Source organism: Pectobacterium actinidiae (genome assembly GCF_000803315.1).
Taxonomy (GTDB): Bacteria; Pseudomonadota; Gammaproteobacteria; order Enterobacterales; family Enterobacteriaceae; genus Pectobacterium; species Pectobacterium actinidiae.
In genome coordinates this window covers 3,443,982-3,463,668 of sequence record NZ_JRMH01000001.1, presented here as the reverse complement: position 1 = coordinate 3,463,668, position 19,687 = coordinate 3,443,982, and the positions used below count along the sequence as shown (strand labels likewise).

Below are 19,687 nucleotides of genomic sequence, written 5' to 3'. Positions count from 1 at the left end.
GTCATTTCATGAGTCAGAACAAGCAGGCAACGTTGCTTTCCAGCGAGGATGCAGCGAGTCGGGGTTTTAGCACGGATAAAAAAATATCAGGAGGCTGTGCCAAGTGTGGTTATGAAGTCCTGATTTATTACCATTATGACTCTGGGGAGCCGGTTCCCAATGCGCCATTTGTCCTCATCGACAGCAATAAAACAGAAATCCACGGTCAGACGGATGCCAACGGCCTCTGTTTCATTTATGACATGGGGGGAGGTACGTTTGAGCTGCTACTGGAAGAAGGTGAGGATGAGTTCACGCCGCAGGAAACCATTCAGAATAACCCCGTATTGCAGGCTACTCCGGGTTATGCCGCACTAGCAGGTGAGTATTTCACGCTGTTCCTTCTCCTGCGTAAACAAGGGCTAGTGGCCTATGACGCTGATGACAGCAGTGACCGACATATTGATGTTGATGGCGCAGGAATATTCACCTCCATCCCAGATGATTACACAAAAGCTTATCGTCGCTTCTGGGAACTGGACAAAAAGATTAACCGCGGTAATCGCCAGCTGAAACAGGCCATCAACAAGATCCACCATAGCCTCGCAGCAGAAACGGCGGATGCGGGAGGGGATGATAACGCCGCGCTCATGATGTTTTGCGAGATTATTCTGGGTTGTATTCCTGTGGTGGGGCAAGCGCTGGACGTGTACTCCATTGGTGAGTGGTGCTGGCAAACCCATGAAGATCCCGATTTGATGAAGGATCCGTTGCATGTAGCCGGTGGTGTCCTGTGTGTGATTGGGGTAATTCCCGGACTGGGTGATGCGATTAAAGTGAGCGGGCGGGCGATTATTAAAGCGCTGAGAAATGCCTCCTCACCTGCGGCTGTGCAGTTTGCCATCAAAACGATCCGCAGCTTGTCTAACGGCAACCTGGTGAAAGGCGTTACCGAACTGCGTGGTTTGCTGAAAGAATATGGAAAGAAAGGCAAAGCGATGCTGTTGACCATGCAGCAGGCTTTGGTGACGGCAATGAAGGCCTCGGAGAAGGATGGCTGGATTGTTGCGCTGATGAAAGATCGGTTCAGCAAGATGCTCGACTATCTGGATCAGTTAGTTAAACGTTACGACGAGGCCATTGCGACCCTCGAGAAAGAATTTGATAAGTTTATTCCTCTGATTGTGACACGGGTTTCCGGCAGCCCACGGCCTAAAGGTTCCTTCGCGAAAAAGGCCGATGCCTCGCCAAGCCATACGACGGCGGAAAGCAGGGCGGCCAGTCCATCTTCGGGTTCAAAATCTGAGCCTACTGATTCGCCAACCGCCACTAAACAAAGCGATGCTAAACCTGATGGTGACAAGGGAAAAGACCAGCGGCTTAAAAAACAAACGCCAGAAGAAAATGTGCCACACAAGGCTGAACCGTCAAAACCCACTGATGCCGTTGAAGAAAAGCCCAAACCGCAAGAGCCCGTAAAGAAAAAAAGCGAATCCCCTCCGGAAGAGGCGAACAGCATTAATGCGGGTAGAAATACTGAAAAGCCATCGGGTAAAAAGGGGGCTGAGCAGGATGCGAATAATCAGAATGGTACTAACAAGGCTGATAGCAAAGATAGCAAGCAAAATGGCGACCCGGTCGATATGGCAACGGGTGCGGTGGTGGAGAAACGTACTGATATTCAGCTAACGGGAATGTTGCCGCTGCCACTGCAACGCTACTATCGCTCCACGGGAAAACGCCATCCTGGCTTACTGGGAACGCTATGGCGCACTAACTGGGATATCAGCCTGACGCTCAACAACGGGGTGGCAACGCTAACGGATGGTGAATTCAATCAGGCATTCTTCACCCTCCCTAGTGAAGGAGAGGTCAGCCGCTCATCGTCAAATCCTCAATGGCGGTTGACCCGGCAGCACGGTGAACTCGTTCTTCATCATGTTGATGGCCTGTGCTATCGGTTTGAGCATGCGCTCGGTCTTCAGCTTTGCCTGACGTCGATTGACGATACGGCCGGCAATCGGGTGACGTTCGAGTGGATGCTGGGTGAACTGTGCTGGGTGGTACTACCGGACAGGCGCTTGATTCACGTCACCACTGAACACCGCAGGATTACGACACTGACGCTGTGTACCCCGCAGCGCCAGCCTTTAAAAACACTGGTCAGCTATACCTACGATCGTCGCGGACATTTACTGAGCGTGCGGGCGGATGAGGGGCGTAACTTTGACTATCGCTATTCACCGGAAGGCTGGCTGCTGCGCTGGTCGGATTTAGGTTCGACCTGGGTTGAGCATGACTACGATCAAAAAGGTCGCGCTATCCGTGACAGAACGTCGGAAGGCTACTGGCCAGGTCACTTTGAATACGACGATGACACCCTGACTAGCCATTATCACAGCGGATTTGGCGGGGTATTCAGCTACGTACGAGATGAACGCAATAATATCCTGCTCCAGCGCACGCCTGACGGGGGAGAAACCCGGTTCGAATGGGTGGATAACCAACTGGTGGCGGAGACCGACCCGCTGGGTGGTCGCACGGTCTATCAGCGTAACGACTGGGGACAGGTGACCGACGTTACCCTGCCTGACGGTGCGATGCATCACTATGCGTATGACGATAACGGGCAGTTGCTGGCTTATACCGATCCGCTGGGCAACGAATGGCAATATCAGCGCAATGCAGCCGGGCAGATTGTTGAGGTGAACGACCCGGAAGGACGTGAGTGGCTGTATCGTTACGGTGAAACAGGGCAACTGTCGACGGTGATAGGCCCGGATGGCGTGTTGCAGCGTTATCACTATAACCGTCGTGGCCTGCTGAGCAGCCTTGAGCGGGATAATGCGCCAGCGGTGATGTTCCGCTATGACGACCTTGACCGCCTGACGGAGCGGCATATCGGGCATGAAGCGGGTGTGCAGGTGCGGCGCTGGGAATATGACGGCGTGCGCGAGTCTCCGTCGAAAGTGGTGTACGAAGACGGCAGCGAGACGCGGTTTGGTTACGATGTGGAAGGTAACCTGACGGCGGTGACGGATGCGCTGGGGCAGCGTTACCAGTTCCGCTATGGGGCGTTCGATAACCTGCTGGAAGCGACGGACCCGCTGGGAGCGACGGTGCGCTACCACTACAATGCGGAAGCCGAGTTCGCCGGGGTGACGAACAGTCAGGGACGAAACTGGACGTACGGGTTTGACTCCAGCGGACGGTTGAGTGAAGAGCGGCATTACGATGGCCGGATGTACCGGTATCAGTACGATATGGCAGACCGTCTGGTACAGCGCACCGCACCGGATGGCAGCGCATTGCACTATGAGCACGATGCGGCAGGACGGATAACACGTATCACGGCGCGGAAGGCCGATGGTGAAACGGACGGTATCACGGAACTGGCGTATGACGTGGCTGGCCGGTTGACCAAAGCCGCCAGCCCGGATGCGGTGGTGGAATACACCTATAACCGTGCAGGGCAGGTGACATCGGAAACGGTGAACGGCGAGGCGGTACAGAGCGGTTATGATGCGGGTGGTCAGCGTGCGGTAGTGGAAGGGATACTGGCACCGCTGCAACTGGCGTGGCAGTCGGGTCGGCTGTCGTCGCTGGGCATTGGCTCACACCAGCCGTTGCAGTTCAGCCACACGGCGGCGGGAGAAGAGCAGCGACGAACTAACGGCAGCGGATTCTCACTGCGCCACGAATGGAGCCCGACGGGGCTGTTGCAGCGTCAGGCGCTGGAAGGGGCGGACGGCCGGGTGAATGACGTGCTGGAGCGCCGCTACCAGTACGATGTGCTGGATCGTCTGACGGGTATCAGCGACAGTCACTGGGGCGAGCAGGCATTCAGGCTGAACGGGGCAGGCCAGGTAACGGCGGAGCGCCGCGATGAGGGACGGCGGCGTCAGGCGCGGCTGTTTGGCTACGACAGCGAACAGAACCTGTGCGAGGTGTCGCAGATAGCGCCGGGTCTGGGTGAGACGCTGAAGGTGCAGGATGCGGTGGTACAGTCATCGGCGCGGTACGATGCGGCGGGTCGCGTGGTGGAGCGGGGCCATACGCAGTACCGGTATGACGACTGCGGGCGTCTGGCGATGAAGCGCGAAACGCGACCGGGGTTCAGGCCGAAGGAAACGTATTTCGACTGGGACGTGCAGGACCGTCTGGTTCGGGTGAGTTTGCCGGACGGGGGGCGGTGGCGGTATCGTTACGATGCGTTTGGCCGCAGAGTCAGTAAGGTGCGTGAGGGACAACTCCCGTCGGCGCAGGCGGTAGCGCGGGTGGCGTACCGGTGGGACGGTGACCAGCTGATTGGTCAGCAGCAATACTATGCCGATGGCAGCGCGGCACGGGAAGTACAGTGGGTGTATGAGCCGGGGAGTTTCCGGCCGTTAGCACAGGTGGAGGCGCAGGGCGACAGCACGCAACTGCACTACATCGTGACTGACCTGACGGGGACGGCGAGAGAGTTGTGCAGCGAGGAAGGGGAAGTCCGCTGGCGCGGTGAGCAGGGACTGTGGGGCGCCCACCGCGAAGAGCGGCGTCCTATCCCACTGCGGCGCTATCTGGGGGATGCGGCGAACGAGGAAGTGTACTGCGAGCTGCGCTATCAGGGGCAACTGTACGATGCGGAAACGGGACTTTACTACAACCGACATCGTTACTATGATGCGGAGAGTGGACAGTATCTGTCGCCGGACCCGATAGGGCTGGGCGGGGGGATAAGGCCGCAGGGGTATGTACATAATCCACTGGAGTGGGTTGACCCGCTGGGGCTGACGCCGAAGGAAGGTCAGAACAACATAGTATATCGTGCTTTGACAGAGCAAGATGCAGCAAGATTAGCCCGCGGGGAATCTATACAAGGGAAAGCATTGGATGGTAACTGGAGTGCTGCTGAGCATGTTGCAAATCAGCCTTTATCCGCAGCTTCTAATGCTGCTGGGGGGCCAGCCAAAAATAGCCCTTGGATATCGACAACCAAAGATTTAGATATAGCTAGATCATATGATAGTGGCCATGGAATAATAGAGATAGATCTTAATAAAGTTAGTTCGCCAAATGTTGAAGTGTGGAAAACAGCTCCTAGGGTAAATGGGACTGAAGGACTACCCTATCATAGGTCTATATGGGCACAAGAGGTTACTGTATATAAAGATATACCTAATTCTGCTATAAAAGGTGTTATAAAATGAATGTGGATAAATATAACGCATTAGAATTGCTGAAAGAAACTGGTAGTCGATTCATTTACCCATTAAAAATGGGTGGTGAAATAAATGAAGATTTGTTTAATGGTCTTTTATCGGTCGCCGAAGAATTAACCAGGGTATTTAAAAGTGATGAGTTAGTTCCTAAAAAAATACTATCTGAGTTATACTTGTTGTCTGTAGGAATAGATTGCGAAAACTATCATCATAAAAATGATTTATTAGATAGCATGTCAAGGAAAATAATGCACTGCTTCAATTTGATTATTGCTGGAGAGTCAGTGGATGATATTAAACCAAAAGGGCCAAGGATAATATAAGTGAGTGATGCTATTTTCTTCTACAGAGTAAATGAACCATATGGGGTTTTTTCTAATTTCTTTAAGTGTAATTTAATTATTGACTCTATAACTTGGCCTACAGTTGAACATTATTTTCAATCTCAAAAATTTCAAGATGAAGTATTAAAGGAAAAAATACGTAATCTTTTGTCTCCAATGGATGCTGCAAAATTAGGTCGAGACAGATCTCTTCCTTTAAGAAAAGATTGGGATGATGTAAAGAATAATATTATGCGCTTTGCGGTTTTGGAAAAATTTAAACAAAACACTGAGGCTAAAGAAATATTATTATCGACTGAAGATACTTTGCTAGTAGAGCATACCCATAATGATAATTATTGGGCTGACGGAGGTGATGGTTCCGGAAAGAATATGCTTGGTATCATATTAATGGAAACAAGAGAAGCTTTGAAGGTATAAAATAGCCGGAAGCGATCACCCGATCCTTCCGGCTTTATTATTTTTAGCGACTTGTGTTATTACGCCAGCATCATTCCCACTTCAGCCCGAATGATTATCCTGCCGGGCAGCACCTCAATCCTTAACGGCTGGCCGGGTAACCCGCTTTGGGTGAGCCAGTCGCCCACCAGTGTCAGTTCACCGTTGTCGCTCACCCAGTCTGCACCTTCCGCTTCGTTGCCGTCCAGTTCAGCCAGCAGCGCGGCGATATCGGTATCCTCATCCAGTCGTATCAGCACCAGTCCGTTGCGGTAAAGCCCGCCTGTGCCAGTCCGTTACCCGCTACCAGTACGATGTGCTGGACCGTCTGACGGGCATCAGCGACAGTCACTGGGGCGAGCAGGCGTTCCGGCTGAACGGGGCAGGCCAGGTAACGGCGGGTCGCGTGGTGGAGCGGGGCCATACGCAGTACCGGTATGACGACTGCGGGCGTCTGGCGGTGAAGCGGGAAACGCGGCCGGGGTTCAGGCCGAAGGAGACGTATTTCGACTGGGACGTGCAGGACCGTCTGGTACGGGTGAGTTTGCCGGACGGGGGACGGTGGCGGTATCGTTACGATGCGTTTGGTCGCAGAATTAACAAGGTGCGCGAGGGACAAATTCCGTCGGCGCAGGCGGTAGCGCGGGTGGCGTACCGGTGGGACGGTGACCAGCTTATTGGTCAGCAGCAGTACTATGCCGATGGCAGCGCGGCACGGGGAGTGCAGTGGGTGTACGAACCGGGGAGCTTCCGGCCGTTAGCGCAGGTAGAGGCGCAGGGCGACAGCACGCAACTGCACTACATCGTGACGGACCTGACGGGGACGGCGAGAGAGCTGTGCAGCGAGGAAGGGGAAGTTCGCTGGCGCGGCGAGCAGGGGCTGTGGAGCGCCCGCCGCGAAGAGCGGCGTCCTATTCCGCTGCGGCGCTATCTGGGGGATGCGGCGAACGAGGAAGTGTACTGCGAACTGCGCTATCAGGGACAATTGTACGACGCAGAAACGGGGCTTTACTATAATTGCCATCGGTATTTCGACCCTGAAAATGTGCAGTATCTCTCACCAGATCCTATTGGACTAGATGGCGGGATCCGGCCCAAGCGTACGTCCACAATCCCTTAGAATGGGTTGACCCATTGGGATTGGCTGGCTCTGTTTGTCGAGCTAGATATAAGAGGTATAAAAAATATAGATCTCAAGGATATTCAGCACAGGATGCTGCTAAATTATCAAAATCATATTCTAACCCAACTAGGCGCCCATCTTATGCTAAAGGCCAGGTTGATGAGGTGTGGAATTCAGCTAAGCAAGCAGATGGTAATGTCTATGATCCAAATTCAGGTGAAAAATTAGTTTGGGATCGAAGTAAATCAAGAGCGGGGCAGTGGGATATGGGGCACTTAAGCGGGAGAGAATACCGGAAGTTACATAAAGATTATATGGATGGTAAGATATCTAAAGATAAATTTCTAAGTGAGTATAGAGACCCGAAAAATTACCAACCTGAATCTATTTATTCAAATAGAAGCCAAATGTTTGAAGATAAGTAACATGAGGTGAAAGATGATTAGTAATGCTTTTCAATTCGTTAGAGATGGTCAGAGTGAAGGGTTATGCTCACTAGTTACTAGTGAGAATGTGAATGTAACTAATGAGTACGGCCAAAATTTATTACATGAAGCTATTGCTTATGGGAATGTTGCCGTAGTAAATAAACTTATTGAATTAGGAATTGATGTAAATCACCAAGATGATAAGGGACAAACTCCTTTACACTATACAGCTCAGCATAAGATGAAGGATGTTGCTGAAAGAATTCTAATGAATAAAGGTGATGTTTTGGTAACTGATAAATTTGGTAATCAGGCTCTATGGACTGCAGTTTTTAATGCGAGAGGAGATTATGATATTGTATCTTTGTTATTAAAATACAATTCACTTCCTGAGCATAAAAATAACTCAGGGAGATCTCCGCTGGATTTTGCTAGGCAAATTAAAGATACAGGTCTTATTTCTATTCTTGATGTAAAAATATAGTTTTCGTTATTTTATTTCGATGTTGTTTTCGGGAGGGCGCTATGATGCAGGTGAGTATAAATAATTACTTTAATTATAGTTATTGAAAGGGGGCTTAATAGTATTAAGTGGAAAAATCCGGATGTGATTTCAAGGTTCTTCCGGGTTTTTATTTAACAGATAGTTGCTAAAGATTATTCTCAATCTCAATAATAAATTTGCCGCGATCCAGTGTAATGGTCGCGGAGAGCGGCCATAAATCCCGACTCTTCGAGTCAGCAGCCTTTAAGGTTGATTATGTTACATAAATCACTAATGAAAATGTATAAAAATCAGTATGATTGAATCGTTTAGGTAAGAGAGGTAAATGTCAGGGTGTGGCGGTAGCATGTAATATTCATAATTAACCACCATCAACTTCCGGAGTAGGCAAGTGGAATTTACCGTATGCGACAGGAATGATAGATGGGATTGAAATTAGGGTTGATTTCTATCCCCCAACGCATCCGACTCTTTCTGGAAAAATATCAACGGCGTATCCAACCAATGTTACACCTACCCCCCCAAAACCATAATGTGATATGAAAATTAATGACGAAATGAAATTTTACATGGAAGTAAAGAACTCAATTTCAAGACTGATTGATATTTATGGAAAAATCTTGATGAGGAAATAACTAACTCTGTTAATCACTTCTTAGATCATGGTGAGTATGAAATGGCGTATGAAGGAGTTTTCATAGAACTCATGTCTATAGGATTTAACCCTGATGATATCGATGTTTCACATTATATTGGAATTGGAATTGGTTTAAATAAAGAAAGTGTATTTGACTTTGATTTTTGGAATAAGTTAAATGCTTATTTGAATATATCTTGAATTGAAGTTATTTGACTTTGAAAAACCGGAAGCGATCTATTGATCCTTCCGGTTTTTTTATTTTTAGCGGCTTGTATTATTACGCCAGCATAGTCCCCACCTCAGCCCGAATCGTTATCCTGCCGGGCAACACCTCAATGCTTAACGGCTGGCCGGGTAACCCGCTCAGGGTGAGCAGTCGCCTGCCAGCGTCAGTTCGCCGTTGTCACTGACCCAGTCCGCCCCTTCTGTCTCGCTGCCATCCAGTTCAGCCAGCAGCGCCGCAATATCGGTATCTTCATCGAGCCGTGTCAGTATCAGCCCGTTGCGGTAGAGGCGGATACGAAACATCGCTTCGGGGGTAAAACCCGCCTGCGCCAGTTCGTCGCCCGTTAACGTCAGCTCGGGCTGTTCCCCGTTCTGGAAAGCGGTCTTGATGCTCATCGTGCGCCCTCCATGCTTAGTCCACCGGGAAAACGGTTTGTAAGTAGACCGCTTTTAGTTCCACACACTTTTTGAGATTTCCGGTTTCTCGACCATCAGCCGGTATTCTTCCGGCGTCAGGTTATTCAGGGATTCATGAGGCCGCTCGCTGTTGTATTCCATCAGCCAGCGCTCTGTGATTTCCCTCGCTTCATTCAGTGTCCTGAACAGGTAAAAATCCAGGATTTCTGTTCGGTACGTTCGGTTAAAACGTTCGATGAAGGCATTCTGCGTGGGTTTTCCCGGTTTAATAAATTCCAGCATCACGCCATGCTCTTCAGCCCACTGCGCCAGCGTCAGCGAGATTAACTCCGGGCCATTGTCCATCCGCAGTTTCAGCGGATAACCACGGTTTGCCACGATCCTGTCCAATACTCTGACCACCCGCTGCGCCGGGATATTCAGATCGATTTCTATTGCGAGAGCCTCGCGGTTAAAATCATCCACTACATTGAAAGTCCGAAAGCGTCTGCCACAGACCAGCGCATCATGCATAAAATCTACCGACCAGCTCTGGTTAAGTGCTTCCGGCGTCGCCAACGGAGTCGGATTGCGCACCGGTAGACGTTGCTTTCCCTTACGGCGAAAATTCAGTTTAAGCAGGTAGTAAATCCTGTGAACACGTTTATGATTCCAGGCATTGCCTTGCCTGCGCAACACCTGAAACAGCTTCTTGAAGCCGTAACGGGGATAGCGTTCAGCCACCTCCGACAGAGCCTGGATCACCGGTTCATCACGACAGGTTTCCGGCTGATAAAAATACACCGTCCTGCTCAGCGATAACGTCCTGCATGCCTGGCGTATGCTCATCGTAAACTGCGCGGTCAGGTAACTGACGAGCTCACGCTTTATCGCTGGTTTTAAAGCTTTTTTTCAATAACATCTTTGAGTGCGCGGCACTCCAGACTCAGATCGGCAAACATCTGTTTCAGTCGTCGGTTTTCGTCTTCGAGATCTTTCATCTTTTTGATATCAGAGGCTTCCATACCGCCGAACTTCGCTTTCCAGTTGTAGTAAGACGCCTCGGATATTCCCGCTTCTCGGCAGACGTCTTTGACGGTACGTCCGGCTTCAACGGACTTCAACACGGCGATAATCTGGTGTTCTGTGAATCGGGCTTTGCGCATAGCGATCTCCTCAACGGGACATAATCAGTATGTCGGAAGATCTCTAAAAGTGAATGGTTTGGTTTATCGGGATACTTACAACGAGGAAGTGTACTGCGAGCTGCGCTATCAGGGGCAACTGTACGATGCGGAAACGGGACTTTACTACAACCGACATCGTTACTATGATGCGGAGAGTGGACAGTATCTGTCGCCGGACCCGATAGGTTTACACGGCGGAAATAGACCGCAAGCCTACGTCCACAATCCCCTAGAGTGGGGGGATCCGCTGGGGTTGGCCAAAGCTGCTTGCCCGAAAAAAGTAGATGCATTAAGAACTGGTGGTAAAAACACGACTGTTGAGGTTAGGACTAAAGCTGAAGCAGATGAACTGCTACGTGAAGCATTTCCTGATTATCAAAAAGTTAACGGTGTTGGTTCTCAGGATGCTCAAGGAGCGAGAAAAAAACGGAAAATGGATCGTTTCAAGCAAGGTGGTGCATATCATAAAGACTATGGCATTGATCCTGCGACAGGGAGAGTTAGAGGGCATGGTCCGAATGATGAGCATGGCCGATACCCTCATATAAATATAAAACGTAGGGATGGTATTAAAGTTGTTATAAATATAGTAGGTGGTGCATGATGATAAATGAAAACCTATTGAAATCTATAGAAAATGGGACTCAGCTTGGTAAGAGATTTTGTTTTTATATCAATGATGAATTATGTTGGTCATCGGTGGGTATACAAAAATGGGAAAAGAAGTATAAAGTTTATGTGGATGAGATATTAGAATCAAAAATGAATTGCGAAGAGTATCTAAGAGAAGAGATTATAGAGTTTGATTCTCTCAATGATGCAGTTTTTTTTATTAATGATAATACGCGGGTGAATATTAATGAATTAGCTACATGTAAAGGACAAAAAATATTCAATCCGAAATTTAATTAATAAGAAGCCGGAAGCGATCTCAAGATCCTTCCGGCTATTTTATTTTTAGCGGTTTTTGTATTACGCCAGCATATTCCCCCACCTCTGTCCGAATGGTTATTTTACCGGGCAGCACGTCAATCATTAACGGCTGGCCGAGTAACCCGCTCAGGGTGAGCCAGTCGCCCGCCAGTATCAGTTCGCCGTTGTCACTCACCCAGTCCGCGCCTTCCGCTTCGTTGCCGTCGAGTTCAGCCATCAGCGCGGCGATATCGATATCCTTATCGAGTCTTGTCAGCACCAGCCTGTTACGGTAAAACCCGCCTGTGCCAGTTCGTTACCCGCTACCAGTACGATGTGTTGGACCGTCTGACGGGCATCAGCGACAGTCACTGGGGTGAACAGGCGTTCCGGCTGAACGGGGCAGGCTAGGTAACGGCGGGTCGCGTGGTGGAGCGGGGCCATACGCAGTACCGGTATGACGACTGCGGTCGTCTGGCGATGAAGCGTGAAACGCGGCCGGGGTTCAGGCCGAAGGAGACGTATTTCGACTGGGACGTGCAGGACCGTCTGGTACGGGTGAGTTTGCCGGACGGGGCGCGCTGGCGGTATCGTTACGATGCGTTTGGCCGCAGAGTCAGTAAGGTGCGTGAGGGACAAGTTCCGTCGGCGCATGCGGTAGCGCGGGTGGCGTACCGGTGGGACGGTGACCAGCTGATTGGTCAGCAGCAATACTATGCCGATGGCAGCACGGCACGGGAAGTACAGTGGGTGTACGAGCCGGGGAGCTTCCGGCCGTTAGCGCAGGTAGAGGCGCTGGGCGACAGCACGCAACTGCACTACATCGTGACTGACCTGACGGGAACGGCGAGAGAGCTGTGCAGCGAGGAGGGAGAAGTCCGCTGGCGCGGCGAGCAGGGACTGTGGGGCGCCCACCGCGAAGAGCGGCGTCCTATTCCGCTGCGGCGCTATCTGGGGGATGCGGCAAACGAGGAAGTGTACTGCGAGCTGCGCTATCAGGGACAATTGTACGACGCAGAAACGGGGCTTTACTACAACCGACATCGTTACTATGATGCGGAGAGCGGACAGTATCTGTCGCCGGACCCGATAGGTTTAGCGGGAGGGATAAGGCCGCAGGGTTATGTAACGAATCCGCTGGAGTGGATAGATCCACTGGGGCTGACGCCGAAGGAAGGTGCTAAGTCTAGAGATATATTGAAAAAAGCTAGGGATGGAAATTATGCTATATCGTCAGAGCAACGTCAGAAGATAATAGATTCTATCGATAACCCTAAATTAAAGAGCATGTTTTCTGAATTATATCGTCCTGGTGCAAATGTTCCTGATGGAGGTACGGCAGCTTCTATTCTACATACAAAAAATACTGGGCAGTTAATTGGTGGGTCTGACCATATAAATAAAGGTGAAAGTTATTTAGGTGCGCTTAAGAATCTTGCGAGTGATTCAGGAAAGTATAAAAATGAAGTGCTGAGTGGTTCAGATAGAAGCTTGGCAAATTATATGATAGATGATTTAAGGGGAGCACTGGGACATCTATGAAAAAGAATGAGTTAATTAGTATGTTGAGAGAAAAATTTCCTCTTTTCTCTCAAACTAATGACGATGATGATGTGTATTTATTATATGGATCTTTTGGATCATTTTTCATTGATTTAATTAATTTCCTATTTCTAAATAAATGCGATCCTAGAAATTATTTCTATGGCAACGTTGAAGTGATTTATGAAAATAGAGAACTTCTTGATAATGAGATAGAAAATATTTTTTTGTTTATTGATGAGGTTTATTTAAATTCTGATTGTGATGTCCGTGATGTATTAAATACATGTGTATTTGAAGCGATGATGGGGAATGATTTTAGCTATAATTTGGCTAGGAAATTCCTTAGCAAAGAGACTTATAATCATTATTTAGAGATAACTAAAAGAGTTGTTTAGAAAAAGCCGGAAGCGATCACCCGATCCTTCCGGTTTTTTATTTTATTAGTGGCTAGCGGCTACAAATTAATCTGCGTCTCAATAATGATCCTCCCTCTTTCCACCGTGACGGTGACGGGCATGCCGGTGATAAAGCCGGACTCTTCGAGCCAGCGGCCTTTAAGGTTAATGGCGGAGGACGGATTGGGTTTGCATTGCGCCGCGAGTGGAGCCCGACGGGACTGTTGCCGCGTCAGGCGCTGGAAGGAGCGGACGGCAGGGTGAATGACGTGTTGGACCGTCTGACGGGCATCAGCGACAGTCACTGGGGCGAGCAGGCATTCCGGCCGTTAGCACAGGTGGAGGCGCAGGGCGACAGCACGCAACTGCACTACATCGTGACTGACCTGACGGGGACGGCGAGAGAGCTGTGCAGCGAGGAAGGGGAAGTTCGCTGGCGCGGCGAGCAGGGGCTGTGGGGCGCCCACCGCGAAGAGCGGCGTCCTATTCCGCTGCGGCGCTATCTGGGGGATGCGGCAAACGAGGAAGTGTACTGCGAGCTGCGCTATCAGGGGCAACTGTACGACGCGGAAACGGGACTTTACTACAACCGACATCGTTACTATGATGCGGAGAGCGGACAGTACCTGTCGCCGGATCCGATAGGTTTACACGGTGGAATCCGGCCGCAGGGTTATGTACATAATCCGCTGGAGTGGGTTGATCCGCTTGGGTTGGCTGGGTGTCCGCCTGATCCGAAAAAAATGTCGAGAGCAGAACGGCAGGCGAGGATCGATGAGCTTGCTGAGGCCAATGCTCATCGTCGATTACAGGAAATAGAAAATGCAACTCCTAAGGGGCATTTCCTAGAAAGACATGGTGCCCAAACATCCTTAGAATCACAGCTTGGACGAGCAACCGATGGCACGAATCCGACAACGGGAATTCAGCAGCGGAGTATACCGCCAGCAGCGACTCGCTTTAATAGCCACAGAGAACAATTAAATGCCATTCAGAGAGCACAGACTATCTATCGGCAATCAGGCGGTTCGGTGACAACAGCAGTAGTTGAACATGGAAAGATTATTGGTGAAGGATATAAAAAAGGTAGCTTGGCATATGGGACTTCGACTACATCAAAAGTGATATTGAATCCTAATGGACAACCAATAACTGCTTTTCCTCAATGGGGTAAATAATGAGTGATGCTAATTTGAAATATGCAGCTTTAGTCGGGTTGTTGTCATCACTTGATGATAATGTTGTTACCGATGAAGAGTATGAATTAATAAAAAATAGAAACATTAATAACGATGTTGAACAAGAGGATATAATAGAGCTAATTGTTATCCCATGGTTTAAGGAATATTCTTTTGACGCTAAAGGTAAGGTAATGCAATCTTTAGAACTCGCAATTAATAACAGTAATCTTGATGATGTTTTTAATCAGGTTGATTTTGTTTTTAATTGTGAAGTTCTGGATAAGAAAAACTTTTTGGTTAGGATAAAGAGTGCTCTTGATAAATATATCTAACTGTTAGCTTATTCCATTCAAATTAAGCCGGAAGAGATCATAAAAATCCTTCCGGCTTTTTTATTTTATTAGCGGTCAGATTAGCCGCTATAAATTAATCTGCGTCTCGATAATAATCCTGCTGCGCTCCACCGTAACGGTAACGGGCATCCCGGTGATGAATCCCGACTCTTCGAGCCAGCGGCCTTTAAGGTTGATGGCGGAGGACGGATTGGGTTTGCATTGAGCCACGAGTCGAGCCCGACGGGACTGTTACAGCGTCAGGCGCTGGAAGGGGCGGATGGCCGGGTGAATGACGTGCTGGAGCGCCGCTACCAGTACGATGTGCTGGATCGTCTGACGGGCATCAGCGACAGTCACTGGGGCGAGCAGGCATTCCGGCTGAACGGGGCAGGTAGAGGCGCAGGGCGACAGCACGCAACTGCACTACATCGTGACGGACCTGACGGGGACGGCGAGAGAGCTGTGCAGCGAGGAGGGAGAAGTCCGCTGGCGCGGCGAGTAGGGACTGTGGGGCGCCCACTGCGAAGAGCGGCGTCCTATCCCACTGCGGCGCTATCTGGGGGATGCGGCGAACGAGGAAGTGTACTGCGAGCTGCGCTATCAGGGGCAACTGTACGATGCGGAAACGGGACTTTACTACAACCGACATCGTTACTATGATGCGGAGAGCGGACAGTACCTGTCGCCGGACCCGATAGATTTAGCGGGAGGAATAAGGCCTCAAGCCCACGTTCATAATCCGCTGGAGTGGATTGACCCGTTGGGGTTGGATAAGCGTGATCCTAAAATCAATGCGGAACATGTATTTCATGGAGAAATAAACAAGAAAGGTAAAGCCGTAGGTTTTCATCACCGAGCCAGTATTGGACATGAAGGAAAAGCTAGAATATCTGAGATTACTAATGGTCCAAATTCACAAGGTGTATATCGAGCTAAAGTTGAGGTATTTGATAAAGCATCAGGTTCTTGGGTAAATAAAGGACCAGAATCTTCATTTTTCCCTGATAGTTGGAGTAGACAGAAAGTTATGTCGGAAATAAGAGGTGCTTACAATAATGGTACTGTTTCTCCAAACGGTAAATGGTCAGGTGTTTCTTCTAGTGGAGTGAAGATTGAAGGCTGGCTGGATAAGGCAGGGAATATTAATACAGCTTATCCAATATATTAGGTGAATTTTATGAAATATTATTTTGCTGCTGACGGATACCCTGCTCTTGAAATTAACTATGATCTTCATGTTATTTCTGATTTTTTACAAGGGGATATCCAAAGCAGTTTGTATGGTGTGAATGAATATATCTCTGCTTGTGATGATGTTCTTTCTGGGAAAGTTACTGTATGGGAAGGGACTGGTAATGCTCATACAGTCACCATTAAAACGAGTGGTGTTAATATATATAATGAATACTCTGAGGAGGAAGTCAATATATCCTCTGTTGATGAGTTTAGAAAGTATTTAGAAGGTTGGAAGGATCTGTTGTTAAGTAAAAGTGATGAATGATTAAAAATAAAAGCCGGAGGCGATCTCACGATCCTTCCGGCTTTTTATTTTATTATCTGTCAGGTTATTTTTTATAAATTAATCTGCGTCTCAATAATAATCCTGCTGCGTTCCACCGTGACGGGCATCCCGGTAATGCTGTTCAAATCTATTTTTAACAGGCTGTTTATTATTCCTGAATTGAGCCCGATGATACTGTTGCTGTATAAGGAGCGAACAACGCGTGGGTGACGTGCTGTATCGTCTGAATTAGTCGTGTAAAATAGCCAGTAGTGATTTTATTATTTTCAGTGGCGTGAAAGGTGAATAATATGAAAATTATAATGATTGATGGCGAAAAGCAAAGAACACCAATTGATATTTATGAGCATTTTTCAAGAGAGTTAGGCTTTGGTCACTATTTTGGGAAAAATGCGGATGCTCTATATGACTTCATGACTCCGATAGATGACGAATATCAACCATTGATCGTGGAGTGGAGGAATAGTTCTGTTTTTAAAAATAGTTATCCAGAAGAGTTTTCAAGGTTGTTATCAACTTTAAAAAATATAGATAAATTTTATGGTTTTAAAGAAAGTGCTTTTAAATTTAATGTTTCTTGATGATGGGGATATGCGGTTTTTTTATAAAAAAAGATGAGGTGTTAATCAGTTTTGTTACTATGTGATTTACATGGACGTGATCTTTCATAAATATTAACTGGGAGAATACATATAATGAATACAATACCAGAAAACACTATTTTCGTGAGCTATATTACAGGTGATACTCTGAAAATTCGTGTGCAAGGAGAGGATTTAATAAATAAAGTGACATATCTTGGTTTTGTGCATGCTTGTGGTTTTATGACCAAAATGGTAGAAAATGAAGGTGATAAAATCGAACTCATCAGAGAGTTGGTTAAATTAGATGCGATCTTTTTGTTTGGCTACGGTTGGTATCCGTCAGAGGTTATGGCGTTTTATAAAGAAAAAGGGCTATACACAGGGAAGTATAAAATCATTTCATGGTCAGAACCAAGCCATTACCAAATTGAAGAGAAGTAATTAACAATAATCTATAAGTAATTCTCCACACGCTAATCACTTCACTCACAATACCATTACGCCAACACTCCCTTCGCTTTACCCAAGTTGTCCTCCCACCGGTAATTATTCAATCGCCAGTGACAGACTCGTTTACCCGTTCTGTACGTTCCACTTTGCGTCAAAATCCGTTATCTACTTATCCTATCCGCACTATCGCTATTTTTCATCATGGCTTATCCCTGATTTTAATGCTTAGTTATTTCATTATGTTTTTTATGAATTCCGCGAATTATTAGCAGTGTAAATAAAAATACTGAATATGTTATTCAGTATTTTTTTTGTATTCGAAAAAGGATTTTATTCTATTGTTTCTACGCCATGGCTATGCAGTTAGTTTCCTTTTTGAATTAATATAGATTAATGAGGTTTTTGTATATAATGAATAATGAATTAGTTTCATCGCTAATATTAAGTGAGTTAATTAAATATCGGCGTAGATTTGCCCAGTCGACTAAATCAATTAGTGAAGAAGAGTCTCAGGTGACTCAGGTTCAATTACCCAGAATTCGCGCGTTTGTTGAAAAGGGGCACCAAATTGAACTCATTCTGCCTGCGTTTCCCGTTAAATCTCCTAACCCTTACAAAGTGCTGGGGAGAGTACCGGATATGGCGGAACGTTTGTCCCTGATCTTTCTGAATTCACTGTGTCAGCGTATTCAGCTTTATTATCCGGCAGGTGCGCGCATCCGTATTTGCTCGGATGGACATGTATTTGGGGATCTGATTGGGACTAGCGACGAAACGATTAATGCCTATCAGGATGAAATTGAAAATTTACTGCATGAGTTGGGAGCCGTTCATCTTAGCGTCTTTAATCTTAAGGATGTCGAGAATATGGCGCCACTTACCGCTGACTATGATCATCTTCGTCGGCGACTGGTTGAGGATTACGCCGAGTCAGAAGAAGAGATCAAGGCGCAACTTATGCAGAGTGAAGAAGGTTTGCAGCTTTATCGTTCAATAACTCGCTTTCTCTATGAGGATAGCCTGCGGCCTGACTATACCGGTTCTAATGCGGCGTTACAGAAGGATGCCAAAAAACGCGCGTGTGGAGTTATTCAACGCAGCTGGGCGTGGGGCAACCTGCTTGCTGAACAATTCCCAGATGCCATCCGGTTGTCTATTCACCCTCAGCCTTCGGACAGCCTGAAGCTGGGTATTCATATGATGCCCACTAAGGACGATTGGTTGACGCCCTGGCATGGTGTCGCCGCCAATGTTAATGGGCAGTTTGTGCTCATGAAGAATACGGATGCACAGCAGCTGGACGGTGAGGTTGTGGAGATCCGCGGTACGCCTAGCCATTACTTAGTTAAACAGACTGATATGGCATAAGCGTACCGGTCTTCGTCTTATCGTTCACTGAGACATCGATATTGTCATCTTATAAAGGAATATACACGATGGAAAATAGCATGAACTGTCGCATCGAATCGCTTTCCCCTTTTGGTGTGTTATTGACGCCGGTTGAAGTGGGGCAAAGTATCACCACACTGTCGATAGATACATTACGTGAGCTTGCCCGAGAGCATCATCTTCTGGTACTGCGTGGATTTTCTTCTGCGTTTTCCGATCCTGAAACGTTGACTGAGTATGCCGGTCACTGGGGGGAAATCATGATGTGGCCTTTCGGGGCGGTGCTGGACGTCAAGGAGCATGCCGATACCAAGGATCACATCTTTGATAACAGCTATGTGCCGCTGCACTGGGATGGTATGTACAAACCAACCATCCCCGAATTTCAACTGTTCCACTGCGTTTCTGCACCAGGGCAGGATCAAGGTGGGCGCACCACGTTTGTCGATACCACGCGTTTGTTGGCAGAGGCTGATGCGCAATTAGTCGATGAGTGGCGACGTGTTTCAATCACTTACCGCATTAAAGCCGTTGTGCATTACGGTGGTGAAGTCACGTCTCCATTGGTCATCCCGCATCCCAATGGCACGGGTGAGATTATGCGTTATAACGAGCCGCCAACCGAAGGGGAGCGTTTCCTTAATCAGCATGCGTTGGAATACCACAATGTCACGCCGGAAACGCAAAATGCATTTAGTCAGACATTACGGCAGCATTTTTACGATCCTCGTTATTACTATGCGCATCAATGGCTACAGGGCGATGTTGTGATAGCCGACAATTTCTCGCTGCTGCATGGCCGTGAAGCCTTTACGGCGCATTCTGCACGCCACCTCCAGCGTGTGCATATCCAGGGTACCCCGATTTGTGTGAATACCTGCATTGATAACGCGGCGTAAGGAAAA

At 48.1% G+C, this 19,687-nt stretch carries 18 protein-coding genes and 7 pseudogenes; 19 read left to right on the top strand and 6 right to left on the bottom strand.

What is annotated here, in order from left to right:
- Positions 1-8: 8 nt before the first annotated feature.
- The 3 genes from KKH3_RS14955 to KKH3_RS14945 are packed head-to-tail and all read left to right on the top strand — an operon-like array spanning position 9 to position 5,947.
- Positions 9-5,171 (top strand): RHS repeat-associated core domain-containing protein, encoded by a 5,163-nt coding sequence (locus KKH3_RS14955; protein WP_240560807.1) that lies wholly within the window; start codon positions 9-11, stop codon positions 5,169-5,171.
- Positions 5,168-5,506: a hypothetical protein gene (locus tag KKH3_RS14950; RefSeq protein ID WP_039361023.1), complete on the top strand. Its 339-nt coding sequence runs from the start codon at positions 5,168-5,170 to the stop codon at positions 5,504-5,506. The genes KKH3_RS14955 and KKH3_RS14950 overlap by 4 nt, the downstream gene beginning before the upstream one ends.
- Positions 5,507-5,947, top strand: a complete 441-nt coding sequence (locus KKH3_RS14945) for a riboflavin biosynthesis intermediates N-glycosidase (RefSeq protein ID WP_039361021.1) — start codon at positions 5,507-5,509, stop codon at positions 5,945-5,947.
- A gap of 59 nt (positions 5,948-6,006) precedes the next feature.
- On the opposite strand, the pseudogene KKH3_RS14940 reads toward KKH3_RS14945, so the two are convergent.
- A pseudogene (locus KKH3_RS14940) lies at positions 6,007-6,243 on the bottom strand (SymE family type I addiction module toxin); the annotation flags it as partial.
- Between the two features lie 23 nt (positions 6,244-6,266).
- On the opposite strand from KKH3_RS14940, the pseudogene KKH3_RS22325 reads away from it, so the two are divergent.
- The 3 genes and pseudogenes from KKH3_RS22325 to KKH3_RS22470 all read left to right on the top strand — a co-directional run.
- Positions 6,267-7,513 (top strand): annotated as a pseudogene (locus KKH3_RS22325) (GH-E family nuclease); the annotation flags it as partial.
- A 13-nt stretch (positions 7,514-7,526) separates the two neighbouring features.
- Positions 7,527-8,000 (top strand): ankyrin repeat domain-containing protein, encoded by a 474-nt coding sequence (locus KKH3_RS14930; protein WP_039361016.1) that lies wholly within the window; start codon positions 7,527-7,529, stop codon positions 7,998-8,000.
- Between the two features lie 697 nt (positions 8,001-8,697).
- Positions 8,698-8,859 (top strand): hypothetical protein, encoded by a 162-nt coding sequence (locus tag KKH3_RS22470; RefSeq protein ID WP_234991570.1) that lies wholly within the window; start codon positions 8,698-8,700, stop codon positions 8,857-8,859.
- A gap of 79 nt (positions 8,860-8,938) precedes the next feature.
- Here the strand turns inward: KKH3_RS22470 and KKH3_RS14920 are convergent.
- Positions 8,939-9,282 (bottom strand): annotated as a pseudogene (locus tag KKH3_RS14920) (SymE family type I addiction module toxin).
- A gap of 54 nt (positions 9,283-9,336) precedes the next feature.
- A protein-coding gene (locus KKH3_RS14915; RefSeq protein WP_139338972.1) for an IS3 family transposase occupies positions 9,337-10,448 on the bottom strand; the annotation gives its coding sequence in 2 pieces (ribosomal slippage) (positions 9,337-10,187 and positions 10,187-10,448; 1,113 coding nt in all).
- A 70-nt stretch (positions 10,449-10,518) separates the two neighbouring features.
- Between KKH3_RS14915 and KKH3_RS22610 the strand changes: the two are divergent.
- A pseudogene (locus tag KKH3_RS22610) lies at positions 10,519-10,740 on the top strand (RHS repeat-associated core domain-containing protein); the annotation flags it as partial.
- Between the two features lie 329 nt (positions 10,741-11,069).
- Complete coding sequence (locus KKH3_RS14900; protein ID WP_039361011.1) at positions 11,070-11,381, top strand: hypothetical protein; 312 nt, start codon at positions 11,070-11,072, stop codon at positions 11,379-11,381.
- A 34-nt stretch (positions 11,382-11,415) separates the two neighbouring features.
- Here KKH3_RS14900 and KKH3_RS21365 read toward each other — a convergent pair.
- Positions 11,416-11,676, bottom strand: a pseudogene (locus KKH3_RS21365) (SymE family type I addiction module toxin); the annotation flags it as partial.
- Between the two features lie 26 nt (positions 11,677-11,702).
- Here KKH3_RS21365 and KKH3_RS14890 point away from each other — a divergent pair.
- Together KKH3_RS14890 and KKH3_RS14885 are read left to right on the top strand one after the other, a co-directional pair.
- A pseudogene (locus KKH3_RS14890) lies at positions 11,703-12,923 on the top strand (RHS repeat domain-containing protein); the annotation flags it as partial.
- Positions 12,920-13,321 (top strand): DUF7674 family protein, encoded by a 402-nt coding sequence (locus KKH3_RS14885; protein ID WP_039361008.1) that lies wholly within the window; start codon positions 12,920-12,922, stop codon positions 13,319-13,321. The pseudogene KKH3_RS14890 and the gene KKH3_RS14885, both read left to right, overlap by 4 nt.
- Positions 13,322-13,380: 59 nt before the next feature.
- On the opposite strand, the gene KKH3_RS21870 is transcribed toward KKH3_RS14885, so the two are convergent.
- On the bottom strand, positions 13,381-13,626 hold the full coding sequence (locus KKH3_RS21870) for a SymE family type I addiction module toxin (RefSeq protein ID WP_234991568.1): 246 nt from the start codon (positions 13,624-13,626) through the stop codon (positions 13,381-13,383).
- Between the two features lie 12 nt (positions 13,627-13,638).
- Here KKH3_RS21870 and KKH3_RS14880 point away from each other — a divergent pair.
- Positions 13,639-14,043, top strand: a pseudogene (locus tag KKH3_RS14880) (RHS repeat-associated core domain-containing protein); the annotation flags it as partial.
- 455 nt (positions 14,044-14,498) lie between these two features.
- On the top strand, positions 14,499-14,834 hold the full coding sequence (locus KKH3_RS14875; protein ID WP_039361006.1) for a hypothetical protein: 336 nt from the start codon (positions 14,499-14,501) through the stop codon (positions 14,832-14,834).
- Between the two features lie 87 nt (positions 14,835-14,921).
- Here KKH3_RS14875 and KKH3_RS21865 read toward each other — a convergent pair whose 3' ends face one another.
- Positions 14,922-15,065: a SymE family type I addiction module toxin gene (locus KKH3_RS21865; RefSeq protein WP_072034539.1), complete on the bottom strand. Its 144-nt coding sequence runs from the start codon at positions 15,063-15,065 to the stop codon at positions 14,922-14,924.
- On the opposite strand from KKH3_RS21865, the gene KKH3_RS22410 reads away from it, so the two are divergent.
- The 7 genes from KKH3_RS22410 (at position 15,057) to KKH3_RS14845 (ending at position 19,681) form a co-directional block, all read left to right on the top strand.
- Entirely contained in the window at positions 15,057-15,497 is a 441-nt protein-coding gene (locus tag KKH3_RS22410; protein ID WP_425311646.1) for a hypothetical protein, read from the top strand. The two genes, KKH3_RS21865 and KKH3_RS22410, sit on opposite strands and share 9 nt — an antisense overlap.
- On the top strand, positions 15,418-16,005 hold the full coding sequence (locus tag KKH3_RS22405) for an EndoU domain-containing protein (RefSeq protein ID WP_072034538.1): 588 nt from the start codon (positions 15,418-15,420) through the stop codon (positions 16,003-16,005). Before KKH3_RS22410 ends, KKH3_RS22405 begins: the two co-directional genes overlap by 80 nt.
- Positions 16,006-16,014: 9 nt before the next feature.
- On the top strand, positions 16,015-16,338 hold the full coding sequence (locus KKH3_RS14865) for a hypothetical protein (protein WP_039361003.1): 324 nt from the start codon (positions 16,015-16,017) through the stop codon (positions 16,336-16,338).
- Between the two features lie 311 nt (positions 16,339-16,649).
- Positions 16,650-16,940, top strand: coding sequence for a barstar family protein (locus tag KKH3_RS14860; protein WP_039361000.1), 291 nt, complete (start codon positions 16,650-16,652; stop codon positions 16,938-16,940).
- A gap of 114 nt (positions 16,941-17,054) precedes the next feature.
- A complete protein-coding gene (locus KKH3_RS14855) occupies positions 17,055-17,384 on the top strand; it encodes a hypothetical protein (protein WP_039360997.1) in 330 nt (109 codons plus the stop codon).
- 420 nt (positions 17,385-17,804) lie between these two features.
- Complete coding sequence (gene pvcA / locus KKH3_RS14850; RefSeq protein ID WP_039360994.1) at positions 17,805-18,761, top strand: L-tyrosine isonitrile synthase; 957 nt, start codon at positions 17,805-17,807, stop codon at positions 18,759-18,761.
- A gap of 68 nt (positions 18,762-18,829) precedes the next feature.
- A complete protein-coding gene (locus tag KKH3_RS14845) occupies positions 18,830-19,681 on the top strand; it encodes a TauD/TfdA dioxygenase family protein (protein ID WP_039360991.1) in 852 nt (283 codons plus the stop codon).
- The last annotated feature ends 6 nt before the right edge of the window (positions 19,682-19,687 follow it).

Bases quoted from the DNA above. Each gene is read 5' to 3' on its own strand.
- KKH3_RS14955 (WP_240560807.1), top strand. From the start codon at position 9: ATGAGTCAGAACAAGCAGGCAACGTTGCTTTCCAGCGAGGATGCAGCG.
- KKH3_RS14950 (WP_039361023.1), top strand. From the start codon at position 5,168: ATGAATGTGGATAAATATAACGCATTAGAATTGCTGAAAGAAACTGGT.
- KKH3_RS14930 (WP_039361016.1), top strand. From the start codon at position 7,527: ATGATTAGTAATGCTTTTCAATTCGTTAGAGATGGTCAGAGTGAAGGG.
- KKH3_RS22470 (WP_234991570.1), top strand. From the start codon at position 8,698: ATGGCGTATGAAGGAGTTTTCATAGAACTCATGTCTATAGGATTTAAC.
- KKH3_RS14900 (WP_039361011.1), top strand. From the start codon at position 11,070: ATGATGATAAATGAAAACCTATTGAAATCTATAGAAAATGGGACTCAG.
- KKH3_RS14885 (WP_039361008.1), top strand. From the start codon at position 12,920: ATGAAAAAGAATGAGTTAATTAGTATGTTGAGAGAAAAATTTCCTCTT.
- KKH3_RS14875 (WP_039361006.1), top strand. From the start codon at position 14,499: ATGAGTGATGCTAATTTGAAATATGCAGCTTTAGTCGGGTTGTTGTCA.
- KKH3_RS14865 (WP_039361003.1), top strand. From the start codon at position 16,015: ATGAAATATTATTTTGCTGCTGACGGATACCCTGCTCTTGAAATTAAC.
- KKH3_RS14860 (WP_039361000.1), top strand. From the start codon at position 16,650: ATGAAAATTATAATGATTGATGGCGAAAAGCAAAGAACACCAATTGAT.
- KKH3_RS14855 (WP_039360997.1), top strand. From the start codon at position 17,055: ATGAATACAATACCAGAAAACACTATTTTCGTGAGCTATATTACAGGT.
- pvcA (WP_039360994.1), top strand. From the start codon at position 17,805: ATGAATAATGAATTAGTTTCATCGCTAATATTAAGTGAGTTAATTAAA.
- KKH3_RS14845 (WP_039360991.1), top strand. From the start codon at position 18,830: ATGGAAAATAGCATGAACTGTCGCATCGAATCGCTTTCCCCTTTTGGT.